Below are 15,124 nucleotides of genomic sequence, written 5' to 3'. Positions count from 1 at the left end.
ATCTGCACCAATCATTGATTATTTAGGCTCTGATATTGGGCTGAATAATCTTGAATCACATCACATGCAGGTTTGTGTAAATCCAAATGAATAGTGTTGCCTTCAACGTTATTGCCTTGGGCACCTACCCCCGTAATAGCGTATTCGCTGTCGTCGATCACACAGTACATTTGAAAACCATCGTTATTGGCTGACCAACCGCCGGAAAATTCACCATATGGACCACTACACCACTGACAACTTCCCTCAAGCCCATTGCCCCACTCAAGACCACTCAATTGCCAGCTCAACATGCCACCAATGGCATCACTGTTTTGCATTGCAACAGCATACCAATCCGCAAACAAATCCGTCCGCTTAGCCAATCCATCAGCAATCGAGGCCGTTTCATAAGCAGAACCATCCGGTGCCGAATCTGGGCGTTTCACATTTGCCGGCCAACTAAATTCACCAATGTATGAAGGCTTACCAATCTCACGTGCTAACGCAGCAAGCTGCTGAATATTATCAATGGTTTGTTCATCCGTCATATTCCACCATGTTGGATATAAATGCGCACTTACAGCATCGATATTAGGATTATCGTTTAACGCTTTCAACGCCGCGTAATTGTCACCCGAGCCATTAAAACCAAACGATGATTCCATACCAATCGAGATTAATTGTTGTGGGGCTAGGTTTCGAATATGAGCGGCAATATCATCCACCCATCCTGTGAAACCAGAAGCAATACGCGGTTCATTGGCTAATTCCCACATCATGATGGTGGCATCATCCTTGTATTTCACACCGGTAATTTGGTTGGTGTGATTCAACAAGTTGGTAATGAATGCCTTGAACTTGTTACGGCCATCCACGCTTGAATAGCTGCCATAATCAGTAATGCGTCCGAAGTAATCCCATTCATCAGCAAGGCTGAGCACTAACTTCATATCGTACTGTGCAGCAAGCGCTACGTAGTTATCGAACAACTCAAAGCTGCGATCAATAATGGCTTGTTCAGCCGATGTTCGCTGACTTGGGTCTTTCGACAATATGAAGCTATCGCCGCTTTTCATATTAATGCACACTCCATCGTGAGTCCCTTCATCATTACAGAACATCCAAGTTCGAACTGCATTGAGGCCAATGGCTTGTGAACGTTTGAAAAAGTCTTCCGCCATCGCTTCGGGCTTGTACATCAAGTAAAACTGATTTGAACCGTTGAAATACCAAGGTTTACCATTCAAGCTGAATTGCGATCCATTGGTTTGCACAAAAGACCCCGTTTGAGGTGCGCCCACAAACACGCTAACACTATCGGTAATAGAAGTACCTTCCAGTGCCAGATCTATTCGATAGAAACCATCGTCTGTCACCGGCACAACCAGAGGACTAACCCCAGAATAAGCAACCGGAGAGCCACCATTCACTTGATAGCTCACACTTGAAGTTCCATCAAGAACATAGGACACATGAATCGCTTGACCGCTTGGCAACTGAGATCCCGCCACTGGAGAGGTTATTTCTAAGTTCCCCAAAAATTCAATTTCAGCACCCGTGAGCTGTACGTAGCCCCAATGCTGATTCGTGTCTTCTACGCGAATGCCTCCAGTATGCGCACCTTCACTTAGGTACGCTTCAATGGCCACCGTATGACTGGTGTTGGCAGCAGACGTGAAGTCGAATTTGATGCCATCAACAAACGCCTGATTCACTCGGTTGTCATCATTCGGATTCACCACCATTAACGACACGCGATATTGGCCAGCATTAGTTATATTGAAGTCCCATCCAGCAGATGATCCCGCTGAAGTATTTTCAATTTGAATATAGTCTGCTTCGATGCCCACTGGCTGAATCGTGGCCGATGAATTGGCCGCGTCAGCAATGAACAAGGTCGTGACCTCACCTCCCACATCACTTCCGCCGCCAGCATCTCCTCCTGAACCATCTCCGGTATTGCCGCCGGTGTCACCACCTGGGGCGAAATCATTGAAGTATGCAGCCGGAATGTCGACCACGGTTTGTTGAATTCCATGTTGACTATTGACGATATCTTCGCCGTGTTCGGTCAATTGGTATCCGGTGTAGGAATAAGACATATCGAGCATTTCTTGCCCGCTACCATTGCCACGCCACGACCATGCAATCCATCCCAAATCATTGTTTTGACTCTGTTCGAGTATGCGCCAGTGGTCGGTTGTTTTTCCGCCCGCAAAATGATTTGACCGACCGAACTCGCCAATAATCACAGGTAAATTTAAACCTTTAAGATAGTTGATTCGTGTATCAACCTCAGCCGTTGTTGACCACTCATAGTAGCCATGAACCGAAAATATCGTGTTGTTTAATGGATCGGCAGCAAGAACATCCAATGCACCCTCAAAATAGTAAGGACTGTGCCCCCAATCTCCTGCATCAATCACCAAAGGAACATCAATACCGCCTTCTCTGAGTTTTTGCACCGCGGTGATATAAGTGTCACGCCAAACTGTTTGGTTTTGTCCCCACTCATTGGCAACGTTGATCATCAGGTAAGGTTTGTAAGCATCATCGCGAACAACGTCTCCCCAGATTTCAAGCCATTTGCTCACTGCATCTTTATCGGAAACATTTCCGTCGTAAATTGCTTTAGGATCTGAACCACCGGTGATTTGATAGGTATTGGCTTCATCTTCCCAAAACATAGGCATGGCAATCATGCCATGTTCAATGATCTCATCCAGTGCCGCGCGAAGTTGCTCGGCGGTGGTGTCGTCGCGCAATTGCAAACGAACCACGTTGGCGCCGGTCTTAGCGATTTCAGCAATGGATGGAAACTTAGTCGCTGGACTATCTCCATATTGCAAGTTCACCCCTCTCATCACGAATGGAAAACCATCGGCTAAGAAGATGTCATCACCTTGGATATAAATTGTGTCTTTCGCTACACGACTTGGAATGCTATTGGCATCGTTTGGATGACTTCCCGCTGCAATTTCAGCGTTGTCGCCAAAGCCGTCGTTGTCGCTGTCCAGCCAATCCGTTGGATCAACTGGAAACGCATCCACGCTGTCTGCATAACCATCGCCATCAGAGTCTTGTTGTGGTTCTACATCGAGCGCATTCACTTGTGCACCTGTCACAAAGATGTACCCCCACTGGCTGCGGGCATCAACGCCTAAGGTGTGTGAACCTGCTGAGAGCTGTTGAGTAACTGTGTAGCTTCGCGCATCATCATGAGTCTGAGATGCTACGGCTTCAACGTGTCCATCCACGAAAAAGTCATTAACCTTCGAGCCATAAGGAGAACGATACGATATTTCGATCTGATATTCACCTGCACTGGCCAGCTCAAACGTCCACAGAGCGAGACCTTTCTGCAAATTAATTTCAGCATTGGACACCTCTGATCCGTCACTGAGTGATGCAGATTCAGCCGTCAAACTAATCGAATCAACCGGAACAACGGGCGTAACAGGGGGTTCAAGAGGAGGGTCCTCTGGCGGCTCAATCGGCGGCACAACGGGTGTGAAGTCTCCCATAATATTGATCGACAGCGGCGCTGAGCTACCATCGCTAAAAAACACTCGATATTGATGCTGCCCATCGGACAGACTCTCTAAAAATTCATGTTCAATTACCAATTGACCTTGATAATTGTAGTAACCGGTTACACCCTCCAGATACCAAAAGCCTTCATTCGACTGGTAGACTAAATCTACACTCGCATCGATTAAGCTTTGCTTTTGATAATTCACTTGTTGAGGTGAAATGGAACCAGCTTGGGCTGCACCTGATATAGACATATAGCCTATAAAAAGCGGTATCATTGAAGACAATTTTAATTTATTGAATATTTTGGTCATAAAACCTTATTCCTTTCGCATCGTATTTTTCGCATCTTTCAGCTCTTCTTATTACATTCAAGAGACTTCAGCCCAAAGACAAGCTCCCCAAACAAATGTAACCGGTTACCTTTTTGTTTATTATTGTTCCGAATCCATTAATTTGGGGGCGCTAGTTATCGTTGACGATATGGAAGAAGTAAATAATTTAACGAGAACTCAAGTAGGAAATGTGATCGCAGTGCGAAAGTGGATTTCTTCTGTGAGGTCGATCGTGTTACATCCCCAAAAAACGAGACCACCATCAAACAAACAAGAAATAAACATATTAAATACAATGTGTTATATATTTTTCATTCACGCATCCCGTTCACTCGGGAGTTCATTGGAATCGCTCGCTTGTTGCAACAAAAAGGCAGATTCCGGCTCGGTTTGATTGATCAAGCGCTGGACCTTCAAAATTGCATTCAGTGATGCTGCGTTTTTTCGATATGATAGATACACCGGACGCTTCCATTCATCAACGCCTTCCACCGTACGTAATTGCTGAGCTTCAAGAAACGGCTCAACCATCGTTTTGGGAAGGTAGGCTGCGCCGCCTTTTTCTAAGATAAAATCTAACGCAATGCGCCCACTTGATGTCCGTAAAAATGGTGCTGCCATTTGGGCGTGGCGTTCAGCATGTTCGGACGCAAACCGAGTCCCCCAATCTACATACACATAGCGATTTTTGAGCGCATCTTGCTCCAATTGAGCCGATGAATAAACCATGAGCAACTCCAAATCCGACACGTGTTCAGAGATGATGTCATCTGATTTAATCGGATCGAATGTCATGCCAATATCTAATGTTCGCTCAACCAATGCCCTATTTAACAGCCCCGAATTCATAGTTTCTGCGCAGAACGCATAGCCATTAAAGGTGTCGGTCACCACGCTCAGCCAATGCTGTAAAAATGCATCCCAAATGTTTGGGGTACCGGCAATTGTCAGTTGCACCGCATGCGCTTGAGTGAGCTGCAATTCAGATTTTGCTTGGTCTAGGGTTCTCACCATATTTTCGGCATAGGAAATAAGACGCTCACCCGCACTGGTTAACCTAATAGCATTGCGATCACGAACAAACAAAGACGTCTCAAAAAAAGACTCCAATTGTTTAATACGCGCACTCACTGCAGCCTGAGTCAGATAGAGGTTCTCTGCCGCTCGACCAAAGTGCTTTTCCCGCGCAACTTCTAGAAAAGTTTTGAATACTTTAACGTCCATTATCGTCTCTTTTACCCGCCAAACCGCGTCACAAAAACGGTTTGTTGTGACGATTAATATTATTTGTTTTCCATTGAACTGCAATGACTCTAAATTCCACCGCAATTGCTGCCACTCAGCGGCTCATGAAAGCCTGAAAGTCATCATAAGCTCTAGGCCTTCATACGTATCTTGCTCAGCGCATTCGCTTCGCTGATTTAACGTCACTATGACTGATAACCAAATTTATTGTAAAAGGACATCAATATGCGAATTGCTATTTTATCACGCGGCGAAAACTTATATTCAACTCGCCGCTTAAAAGAAGCCGCTGAAGCGCGTGGCCATCAAGTCGATGTAATCGATACTTTGCATTGCTACATGGATATTACCAGCAGCAACCCTACGGTCCGCTATCAAGGTGAGGTACTGCCTCAGTATGACGCAGTGATCCCTCGAATCGGATCATCGATTACATTTTACGGCACAGCGGTTGTGCGCCAATTTGAAATGATGGGTACGTTTTGCATCAACGAGTCTGTCGCGATTAGTCGGTCACGTGACAAACTACGCTCGTTGCAGTTGCTGTCTCGTAGAGGCATTGGCTTGCCACGAACTGGTTTTGCTAGCAAGCCCGATAAGATTCAAGATTTGATTCGCAACGTGGGCGGCGCACCTTTGGTCATTAAATTGCTCGAAGGAACCCAAGGCATTGGTGTTGTATTGGCCGAAACCAACAAAGCTGCGGAAAGCGTGATTGAAGCCTTTATGGGTCTGAAGGCCAATATTCTAGTGCAGGAGTTCATCAAAGAAGCTGGTGGCGCTGACATTCGTTGTTTCGTGGTGGGCGGTAAAGTGATTGCGGCAATGAAGCGCCAAGCTGCGGACGGTGAGTTTCGCTCCAACCTTCATCGAGGTGGCGAAGCTCAGTTGGTGCGGTTAACCAAAGAAGAGCGAGCAACAGCTGTGAATGCTGCCAAAGCAATGGGCTTGAATATGTGTGGTGTGGACATTTTGCAATCCAATAATGGGCCTGTGGTGATGGAGGTCAATTCATCTCCGGGTCTCGAAGGCATCGAAACAGCCACGAAAAAAGATGTGGCTGCATTGGTCATTGAGTTTATTGAGAAGAATGCCAAACCGTTCGCAAACAAAACCAAGGGCATCGGTTGATGAAAAAACCGTTAATCATTGCAGGCGTTGAAATTGAGCAAGGTCAAAGCTGCCAGCTCGAACTGCCAGTTGCAAAACTGTATACCAATACAGAAGTAGCAATCCCGGTTCACGTGATCCGTGCGAAGCGCAGCGGCCCTACGCTTTTTGTCAGTGCTGCGATTCACGGTGACGAGCTCAATGGCATCGAAATCGTTCGGCGTTTGATTAAACAACCGCCACAACTGATCCGCGGCACTTTAATTTTGGTGCCGATGGTAAACGTTTATGGTGTGCTGAACCAAAGTCGATACATGCCAGATAGGCGCGATCTAAATCGTTGTTTTCCTGGCTCGGCACAAGGATCGATGGCGGGCCGTTTAGCGAATATTTTCATTACTGAAATCGTCAAACATTGCGATTACGGCATTGATTTACATACCGGAGCCATTCATCGCTCAAATCTGCCTCAAATTAGAGCCGATTTGGGGGATGAAGAAACCTTGAAAATGGCTGAATCTTTTGGTGTTCCTGTATTGCTAGATTCGACGGTCAGAGACGGTTCACTTCGCGAAGCGGCAGTGCGTCGTGGTGCCAAAGTCCTGCTGTATGAGGCTGGCCAGGCATTGCGGTTTGATGAACTATCGATCCAAATGGGGCTCTCTGGTATTCAAAATGTGTTGTCACAACTGGGACTGGTCAGAAAAAAGCGAGCGCGTAAAAAAATAGAGCCCTTTGTGGCCAACCGGAGCGATTGGACTCGAGCGTCAGCCAGTGGTTTTGTGCATGAATTTGTTCAGCTTGGATCGCAAGTTGAAAAAGGCGAAGTACTAGCTGAAATCAATAGCCCCTTAGGGGAGTTGATCCAACAAGTGGTCTCGAACCGGGCAGGCATCATCATTGGCAAACAGAACATTCCATTGGTGCAAGAAGGCGATGCAATGTTTCATATCGCATATTTTGGAGAGGCCGACGATGATGTATTTGAACATATCGAAATCATGCACGAGCAAGTCATGCCGGTTTCAACATCAATGGCTCGTCCAGAGCCTTAATATTGGAATAAGGAGTTTTTATGAGTCGGATAATGATTGGCAATTTAGAGGCTTGCAATTTACCTGATTTAGGCATTCGAGATCTGCATGTTCGGGTCGATACAGGGGCAAAAACCTCCTCACTCCATGTTGATAACTTGAAAAACATTCGCGTGGCAGGACGTCCTTATGTTGAATTTGATTTGCACCCTGACGCTTACAACTTAGAGCAAACGGTGCATTGCAAGGCACCACTCCATGATTCTAGACGCATCAAGTCATCGAATGGTGAAGTCGAGCAACGTTGTGTGATTAAAACTATGTTCCAGTTGGGCGACAGTCAGTGGCCCATTGAAATCACACTGACAAATCGGCAAGACATGAGTTACTTAATGCTACTTGGGCGCGAAGGTATGGGCGATAAAGTCTACGTTGATCCATCCAGTACGTTTTTGATTAGCTCAGAAGGTTAGAGAGTGTTCAGGATTTGCAGTACAATACGCTATTAGGCCGCTTCTGACGCGGCCTCCTTAGCCCGACTGGAATCTACATGCTCCATAATGATTTGCTGCGTCAATTACGCTACGCCCTTAAATTTAATAATTTAGATGTGATCCACGTATTCAGTTTGATGGACTACGACATCACCAAAGCAGAACTCGATCACTTATTAAAAAAAGAAGATGAAGAGGGCTTTGTGAGTTGTAGAGATCGCACTTTCTCAGCTTTTCTAGATGGCCTCATAATTAAAAACAGAGGTAAACAAGAAGGTCGAGAGCCTCAGTTACTCACCGGCAAAAAACGTTTATCTAACAATGATATTTTACGCAAATTGCGCATTGCATTGCAGCTTCGTGACGATCAGATTTTAGAAGTTTTAGCCTTGGCTGGCTTTACTATGTCGAAGTCAGAACTATCGGCTTTATTCCGCAAACCGGATCATCGCAATTATCAAAAATGTGGCGATCAATTATTGCGAAATTTCGTTCGAGGTTTGGGCTACCAAAGTCATCCGAATCAAAAACAGCGTCCAGAAGACAACGTTCACCCCTGCTGGAAAAAGTAACGGCCTTATTACCTTCAACGATTCTCAATCGAAGCACCACAGCTGCAAGAATCATCATCGCTTGTTGTTGTGGTGATTCGTATGGCCCGCATATTACACCACACAAGCACAGTAAATTGTTGTTGCCCTGAGGCCATTCATCTAAACTTCGTTGTACTAAAATAGGCTGTCACTTCAGTGCGTTCGGCGCATCAGAGCAACCTAAACCCTTTTCTACTTCAGTCACCATTTAGGACGAACAATGGCTCTCAATCTTGGACATCGCTGGCGCACCTTACGGACTTGGCAGCGCCGAACTGCAATCACCTTTGTCGTCTTAGTTCTTTACGTATTACTGACGGGTGTCGTCCTACCTAAATGGGTCAAATGGCAACTCCAAGAGCAATTAGCAGCGCAAACCGGACGTGCTGTATTGGTTGGAGAAACCAGCTTTCATCCCTTTAAGCTGGCTCTCACGGTCAACCAACTCAAAATCCAAGGACAAGATCCCACACAAAACTTCGCAGGGCTAAATCGGATCTACATAGATTTTGAGTTGTGGCCATTGCTCATTGGCGACTTTGATTTCAAAGCCATTGAGCTCGATACCCCATATTTGTACGCACAGCGCGACCACAACGGTACCTTTGACTTTCAAGACATTGTTGATCATCAAGCCGCTCAAGCAGAGTTGTCTCTGGTCCAGGAGTCAAATTCCGCTGACGAAAATGCGTCCATCCCGTCAATCAACATCGGCCATTTCAAAGTCAACCAGGGTCTAATTCACTTTGAAGACCACCTATTTGAACAACAAGACAACGGTAAAATTGCCATTGCTGAAGTCACACCTTTAGGGTTCGAATTATTCAACTTCTCGACCCGTAACAAATCTAAATCAGCCGACGCTAACCACTATAAGATCAATGCGTTGCTGCCCTCTGGAGGCGATTTAGCATGGCAAGGCACCTTGGATGTTGAACAACAAAACATGACCGGAGACTTAGTTGTACGCGGTATTAACTTGGCAAAACTTGCTCCGTTCGTTGAGCCTTACGTAGCATTTGAACTTGAACGTGCAAATCTAGATATTGATACTCACTACTATCTTTCATGGGCCAGCGCGCCAATGGATGTTAGCGTGAGTGAAGGTGTTGTCACACTGTATGATTTTGTTATTTCTGATCCAGTCCAGCAACAGCGTCCAATTCAAGTGGGCCGCTTTGATATAAAAGGTATTGCGCTCGACTTGAACCCGCGCCAAGTTAACATCGAGCAAATAGAACTGGCCGACAGTCAGTTTATTGCCGCCATCAATACTGACGGCCAAATAGACTTAGCCACATTGCTGCAACCGAATGTAACCGCTCACAGCGAAAATATTGCAGAAGATGCTCCACCTCAACCATGGCAATGGGCGCTTAAAGAGCTTCGATTAACCAACATCAATCATGCGATTTCTGAATCTTTTTCAGGCTCAGAATTAAGCCATTCATGGGTGATCGACTCATTTCAACTCACTGGACTTGAGTCTAGCTTTAATCAACCTCTTCAATTACAGATTAGCAGTCAAATCAACGATTCTGCCAAGCTGTCGGTCCAAGGTCCCACTCAGGTGCATTTCAACGCTGAGGAAGTGGCGATTAAAAGTGCACTAAAACTTCAACTTTCGACATTGGACTTGTCGCATTTTGAAACCTTTATCACGCCTTACCTCGATGTCGATTTAGATCAAGGCCTGCTCAACCTTGACGGCGATATTGCATTAAATCTCGAAGCAGGTCGCACCCAACTTACCACCAATATCAATGCTCAAATCGACGATCTCAACATCAATGCTAAAGACACTGAGCTGCTCAGCTGGCAACAACTTAAACTCGATGCCATTGAGCTCAACTTAGCACAACAAGATTTAAAGCTAGAGCATATTCACTTAGCCAAGCCATTTGCCCGAGTTGTGATTGCAGAAGACCGAAGCACCAATATTGGCGACTTAGTCAAATCAACACCACCTGCAGATTCCCCCCAGTCTCAACCCCAGGCTTCATCAGAAAGCGCATCTAAATCATGGACTATTGGCATCGGAGGCTTATCATTTGATGAAGGTGAAGCCTATTTTTCAGATCGTTCACTCACTCCCAAATTTACTACCGCAATTCATCAAATCGCAGGCAGCGTAGGGCAATTTTCATCTGAGCAAACAGAGCCAGCCAAAGTTCATTTAGAAGGAACTGTCGATAAGTACGCTCCGGTCACTCTAGATGGACGCATACAGCCCTTACTTGAAAACCCATTTTTAGATTTAACGCTCGACTTCAAACACATTGAACTTACTTCGTTAAATCCGTATTCAGGCACTTACGCTGGCTACGTGATTGATAAAGGACAATTGTCGATCAATTTAGATTACGAGTTAGACAACAACCAACTCAAGGGCAGCAACCATGTCATTGTGGACCAGCTCGAATTAGGCCGTAAAACCGATAGTATTGATGCAACGTCATTGCCGGTTGCTCTCGCGGTAGCCTTGATGAAAGATGAAAATGGGGTGATTGATTTAGGCTTGGAAGTTTCTGGTAGCGCAGATGACCCGCAATTCAGCATTGGTGCTTTGGTTGCAAAAGCTCTTGGCAATGCCATTAAAAAGATCATCACCTCGCCATTTGCTTTACTGGGCAGTTTAGTGGGGGAAGGCGACCAACTGGATGAGGTGGAATTCGGTTCTGGTATCGCAAAACTCTCAGCCGACAACATGCAGCAGCTCGGTAAATTAGCCGAAGCCTTAAACAGTCGTCCCATGTTGAAGTTGGAAATTCTAGGCCGCGTGAGTGAAGAAGATGATGGGAAAACTATCGCACAGCAAACTTTATTAGAACACGTCAATAAACGCCAAAACACAGGCTTTACCGAATTCACATTAAGCTCTATTAAGCTGTCAGATGAGCAACGCGCAGCCTTCGACGCCCTCACAACAACACTTCCTATCGAGTGGAAAAACCAACAACGCCAGCAGATTGCAGAGCAAATCACGGAACAAACCGATGACGCAGAGCGTGCTCGCCAATCGGAATTAGACGCTCGCTATTATCAGGCACTGTTAACGCCTTATAAAGTCACAAATGCCCAATTAACTGAACTTGCGCTGACACGTGCGCGTGCGATAAAAACATACATGGTAGAACAGGCAAAGCTTGACCCAGCACGCCTTTTTGTACTGCAACCGCACATTGAAAAAAACAGCGCCTCACGAATCACCGTCATGACGCTTAAAGCGGACTAATGGATCCCATAGTCGTCGGCCTTTTTACCGCAGTTTCAACATTGATGGTGCGGCGTTGTGGCAAGATCGAGTATGATGCAAGCCATATTTTGTTGCACTGCGTTTGCCAACCACTTCGACTACAGGATTGATAATCAATGGCTTCACTTAAGCAATTTCTGACGCTGTTTGATCTCGCTGAAGCGGCTAATTATCCAGAGATATCAGAATACCTTGACTGCATTAAGCAGAGCTCCTTTGAACTCAATGATTGGTTGACACAAGGACTACAACAGGTGTTGGGAGATGATCCACGGCTGGGCATCATGCTGCATCCAGCGGTTGTACTTGCAGTCACTCAATTTGCAGTCGCTCGCCACACACAAATTAAGCAAAGTACTTTAGAGCCTATTACGCTGCCTAGCTTCTCGTCTTTAAAGGAAATGGAAGCCGTTCGTCTCAACGAACCACACCATAAATTGCTCAGCCAACTGATCAACCCTGATTTTGATTTTAGCCAACTTAATGCTGTGGATTGGGGCGAGCATGATGGTACAAACTATACAGCCGTTACGCATCCTGCGCCGATCTCAACACAGAGCTCAGCCGTCACTCAGGTAACCTATGGCATGCCGGTGCTCAAACGTCTGGCTTTTTCACTGATAAGTCGAGGTCAGGTTAAATTTCTTCGTAAACTTCCTGCTCTACCACAAGCCAAACGACATGCTGTACTCCGTGAACAGTGGTTTGCATCCCTCGACAAAACTGGCCGCTCACACGATGAGCTAGCCCTCGCTTTATATGTGGTTTTAACCGCCCCCTGTTACATGGCTGAATATGCCGCACAAGCGCTGGTGAATGCCCGGTATTTCAATCAAAAATTGAATGCTTTAGCAACCGGCCCAGAAATGATTCGCAAGCCCGAAATAGCGGCGTTGATTGCCGACGTAAAATATACGGAAAAACCAATTTTTGGCATTCAACACGGTGGCAATGCAGGCCAAATTGACCCGCGCTGGAACGAAATAGCAGAAGAATGTTTTGTCAGTCACTTCGGGACGTGGGGCTACACCATTGCTGAGCATGATGAAGTCATGCCAAACCTTAAGTTATCCACCGTATTCAGTAAGCCACTGTCATTAGTTTCAATGCCCTCAAACGACAAGGTTTTAGTGGTGGTTCAATACATATCAAATCAAATTCAACATGGTTTTCACAGCCCATCTTTCACGCGTCAAACGGGTTCGGTGAAAAGTGCATTGAAAATGATCGGCGATGCCTGCCCCGGTTACAAAATTCATATCCGTTCGCACCCGCTCAACAATAAACAAGACTTAATTGACAATCTCGACCTGGCTCAATACAGCAATATTGAATTTGTTGAAGGTAGTCGCGGTACCATTGCCGAAGACGCCAAACACTATCAGGCCGTGCTGTTTACTACACCTAGTGGGACTGGGCACTCAGAGTGTTTAGACGCAGGCATCCCATTTTTAGTGGTGTGCGAACGCAATGATGTTTGGCTTCGCCCGCAAAACCAAGACGTGTATCAACAGCTCTTGGACTCGAAGATCTGGGTGACGTCCACCGACCAATTAAGCGAGCACGTAGCCAAAGCATTTTTACCATCAGACACCAGCACATCATCTTACCAGACGTTTTATCAACGGTTTGTGGGCGTATCATCGGGTTATTTGAGCCGTTGGATTGCTGCTTTTGCTAAAATACAGACTAAATAGCAATACGGTGGCGCCGTTCCCGCCAACAAATATGGTGCAGAACTGAATTAGGCGTTATTATTTGCCGCAGTTCTTAAGATGAACGTATTGCACCCACTTTAAATTCCAGAAGGTTTCCAAATGCCAGAAGTTTCAGCCGTCATTGTTGCTCGAGCAAACAGCCAAAGAGTTGAAAACAAAGCTCTTCAAGTTCTCAATAAACACACGCTTTTGGCCAATAAGATTCTGCAGTTAAAAGATTGTGAGTGTATCGATCGCGTGATTGTGGGTACAGACTCTGATGCCATTGCTGCTGAAGCCAAAGAATACGGCGCCGAGGTGGTGATTCGTCCTGACTACTATTGTGACGAAAGCGTTGCCTCTGCCAATGAAATGATTGGCAACATGATGGAATTGATCGAGACTGATGTGGTGGTTTGGGCGCACTGCACCAACCCATTTATTCACCCCGACACATACGATGCTGCGGTACAAAAATTCTTAAGCTGCGAAGACGAAGGCTATGATTCTCTGCTATCGGTTATTGAACTGAAAGAGCACCTATGGGGTCCTGACAAGCAGGTACTCAATTACAACCCCTATGCAGAACGCCATACTCTGTCTAAAGACTTGCCCAGCTATTACATGCAAGATGGCGGAATTTTCATTCAACGCCACGCTGACATGAAAGCCAACAGCTACTTTTTTGGTCAAAAGCCTTATCTATTCGAAGTGCCAAAAGATCAGTTCTGCGATATCAATACGCTCGACGACTTAGAACATGCGATTTATCGCTCTAAAAAGAAATAAAACTGCCATTGTTTCAGCATAAAAAAAGCCGCTTTATAGCGGCTTTTTTTATGCATTCTGACATTCTACTCAAGACTTTTCTTCAGCGCATTCAGCCTGTTGTTCTTGGTAGGCGTCATAGATAGCTTCAGCTTCACGGCCAGGGTGAACGTCATTGTAGTTATCCTGCGAAGTCCACATGGGCTTCTTAAGCCATTGTGCAATGAAATCTTCTGATGCGCCCAGTGCCAATGCATTTTCTTCGGTCTGGCGCATTTTACTCAAGCGCACTTTTTCTATATTCGATTTACGAATTCTCACCACCCAGAACCCAACCGTGACGATGGCTGGCACAACCATGGACGATTCGGTGTAAATACATGCGGCCCACATTGCGACTAGAATGAGTACGAATACAAATTCTGTTTTAGTTTTTATCATAGTCATCCCTACTACACTTCGAATGAAAATTAGTATTTTTCAATATTAAACCCTAAGTCACCTCATAATCCGACTAAAAACTGAAGCCTTTCGGATATTGGTGATAGCCGTCAAAATCTTGCTTCCCAAAATCTACGCCCGCAGACCGGGCGATCGCGTACACCGCACACAGGTGAAACATAAAATTTGGAATGGCGTAGCTCAGCAAAAACTCGTGGCCCGGCAAACAAAGTTCAGCATCGCCAGCTTGGGTCAACACAGTTCTTAATTCAAGTTCTTCAAAATGAGTCTCAGGGATGTGCTGAATAAGCGATATGATTCGTTCGATCTCGGCCTGTAATTCACCGAATGTCGTGAGCGTATAATTTAACTCAGGAATCTCAAGATTTGCCGCTGGAAAGCATGTACGAGATGCAAAAGCGATGGTGACACAAACTTGCTGGCGCAACGGAAACATATCATTTGCTAACCGATGCTCAAGAATATTTTCTCTGACTGGACTCGATTTAAGCACATCAAGCATGTGTGCCAACTGATTTAAATAACGAACAAAAGTCGGGACAGGAGAAATTGGCATAGCAAGGCCATCACTTATCGGGCAATGACATGAATACTAGCCAAGCTCATCGCAGAAT

Annotated in this window: 11 protein-coding genes; 7 read left to right on the top strand and 4 right to left on the bottom strand. The window is 45.6% G+C overall.

Annotated elements, in window-relative coordinates:
• Positions 1-11 precede the first annotated feature (11 nt).
• Together NAF29_RS03270 and NAF29_RS03265 are read right to left on the bottom strand one after the other, a co-directional pair.
• A complete protein-coding gene (locus tag NAF29_RS03270; protein WP_251260052.1) occupies positions 12-3,830 on the bottom strand; it encodes a cellulase family glycosylhydrolase in 3,819 nt (1,272 codons plus the stop codon).
• Between the two features lie 336 nt (positions 3,831-4,166).
• Complete coding sequence (locus tag NAF29_RS03265; protein WP_251260051.1) at positions 4,167-5,075, bottom strand: LysR family transcriptional regulator; 909 nt, start codon at positions 5,073-5,075, stop codon at positions 4,167-4,169.
• A 246-nt stretch (positions 5,076-5,321) separates the two neighbouring features.
• On the opposite strand from NAF29_RS03265, the gene rimK reads away from it, so the two are divergent.
• From rimK to NAF29_RS03230, 7 genes are all read left to right on the top strand, one after another.
• Positions 5,322-6,227, top strand: a complete 906-nt coding sequence (gene rimK / locus NAF29_RS03260; RefSeq protein ID WP_251260050.1) for a 30S ribosomal protein S6--L-glutamate ligase — start codon at positions 5,322-5,324, stop codon at positions 6,225-6,227.
• The gene (locus tag NAF29_RS03255) at positions 6,227-7,261 is read left to right on the top strand and encodes a succinylglutamate desuccinylase/aspartoacylase family protein (protein ID WP_251260049.1); all 1,035 of its coding nucleotides are present in this window, start codon (positions 6,227-6,229) and stop codon (positions 7,259-7,261) included. The genes rimK and NAF29_RS03255 overlap by 1 nt, the downstream gene beginning before the upstream one ends.
• Positions 7,262-7,281: 20 nt before the next feature.
• Positions 7,282-7,713 (top strand): ATP-dependent zinc protease family protein, encoded by a 432-nt coding sequence (locus tag NAF29_RS03250; protein ID WP_251260048.1) that lies wholly within the window; start codon positions 7,282-7,284, stop codon positions 7,711-7,713.
• A gap of 77 nt (positions 7,714-7,790) precedes the next feature.
• Positions 7,791-8,306, top strand: coding sequence for a YehS family protein (locus NAF29_RS03245; protein ID WP_251260047.1), 516 nt, complete (start codon positions 7,791-7,793; stop codon positions 8,304-8,306).
• Between the two features lie 241 nt (positions 8,307-8,547).
• Complete coding sequence (locus tag NAF29_RS03240; protein ID WP_251260046.1) at positions 8,548-11,562, top strand: DUF748 domain-containing protein; 3,015 nt, start codon at positions 8,548-8,550, stop codon at positions 11,560-11,562.
• A gap of 137 nt (positions 11,563-11,699) precedes the next feature.
• A complete protein-coding gene (locus tag NAF29_RS03235) occupies positions 11,700-13,280 on the top strand; it encodes a hypothetical protein (protein WP_251260045.1) in 1,581 nt (526 codons plus the stop codon).
• 120 nt (positions 13,281-13,400) lie between these two features.
• On the top strand, positions 13,401-14,069 hold the full coding sequence (locus NAF29_RS03230; protein ID WP_251260044.1) for an acylneuraminate cytidylyltransferase family protein: 669 nt from the start codon (positions 13,401-13,403) through the stop codon (positions 14,067-14,069).
• Positions 14,070-14,138: 69 nt separating this feature from the next.
• On the opposite strand, the gene NAF29_RS03225 is transcribed toward NAF29_RS03230, so the two are convergent.
• Together NAF29_RS03225 and NAF29_RS03220 are read right to left on the bottom strand one after the other, a co-directional pair.
• On the bottom strand, positions 14,139-14,489 hold the full coding sequence (locus tag NAF29_RS03225; RefSeq protein ID WP_251260043.1) for a hypothetical protein: 351 nt from the start codon (positions 14,487-14,489) through the stop codon (positions 14,139-14,141).
• Between the two features lie 73 nt (positions 14,490-14,562).
• Positions 14,563-15,066, bottom strand: a complete 504-nt coding sequence (locus tag NAF29_RS03220; protein WP_251260042.1) for a DUF1993 family protein — start codon at positions 15,064-15,066, stop codon at positions 14,563-14,565.
• Between the last annotated feature and the right edge of the window lie 58 nt (positions 15,067-15,124).

The organism is Echinimonas agarilytica, from assembly GCF_023703465.1.
GTDB classification, from domain to species: Bacteria; Pseudomonadota; Gammaproteobacteria; order Enterobacterales; family Neiellaceae; genus Echinimonas; species Echinimonas agarilytica.
Note: the sequence above shows the minus strand (reverse complement) of the source record. Positions and strands in the feature narration are given on the sequence as shown.

What these genes read in the sequence shown, in the direction of transcription:
- NAF29_RS03250 (WP_251260048.1), top strand. Translation starts at nt 7,282, where the DNA reads ATGAGTCGGATAATGATTGGCAATTTAGAGGCTTGCAATTTACCTGAT.
- NAF29_RS03220 (WP_251260042.1), bottom strand. Translation starts at nt 15,066, where the DNA reads ATGCCAATTTCTCCTGTCCCGACTTTTGTTCGTTATTTAAATCAGTTG.
- rimK (WP_251260050.1), top strand. Translation starts at nt 5,322, where the DNA reads ATGCGAATTGCTATTTTATCACGCGGCGAAAACTTATATTCAACTCGC.
- NAF29_RS03225 (WP_251260043.1), bottom strand. Translation starts at nt 14,489, where the DNA reads ATGATAAAAACTAAAACAGAATTTGTATTCGTACTCATTCTAGTCGCA.
- NAF29_RS03265 (WP_251260051.1), bottom strand. Translation starts at nt 5,075, where the DNA reads ATGGACGTTAAAGTATTCAAAACTTTTCTAGAAGTTGCGCGGGAAAAG.
- NAF29_RS03240 (WP_251260046.1), top strand. Translation starts at nt 8,548, where the DNA reads ATGGCTCTCAATCTTGGACATCGCTGGCGCACCTTACGGACTTGGCAG.
- NAF29_RS03235 (WP_251260045.1), top strand. Translation starts at nt 11,700, where the DNA reads ATGGCTTCACTTAAGCAATTTCTGACGCTGTTTGATCTCGCTGAAGCG.
- NAF29_RS03245 (WP_251260047.1), top strand. Translation starts at nt 7,791, where the DNA reads ATGCTCCATAATGATTTGCTGCGTCAATTACGCTACGCCCTTAAATTT.
- NAF29_RS03230 (WP_251260044.1), top strand. Translation starts at nt 13,401, where the DNA reads ATGCCAGAAGTTTCAGCCGTCATTGTTGCTCGAGCAAACAGCCAAAGA.
- NAF29_RS03255 (WP_251260049.1), top strand. Translation starts at nt 6,227, where the DNA reads ATGAAAAAACCGTTAATCATTGCAGGCGTTGAAATTGAGCAAGGTCAA.
- NAF29_RS03270 (WP_251260052.1), bottom strand. Translation starts at nt 3,830, where the DNA reads ATGACCAAAATATTCAATAAATTAAAATTGTCTTCAATGATACCGCTT.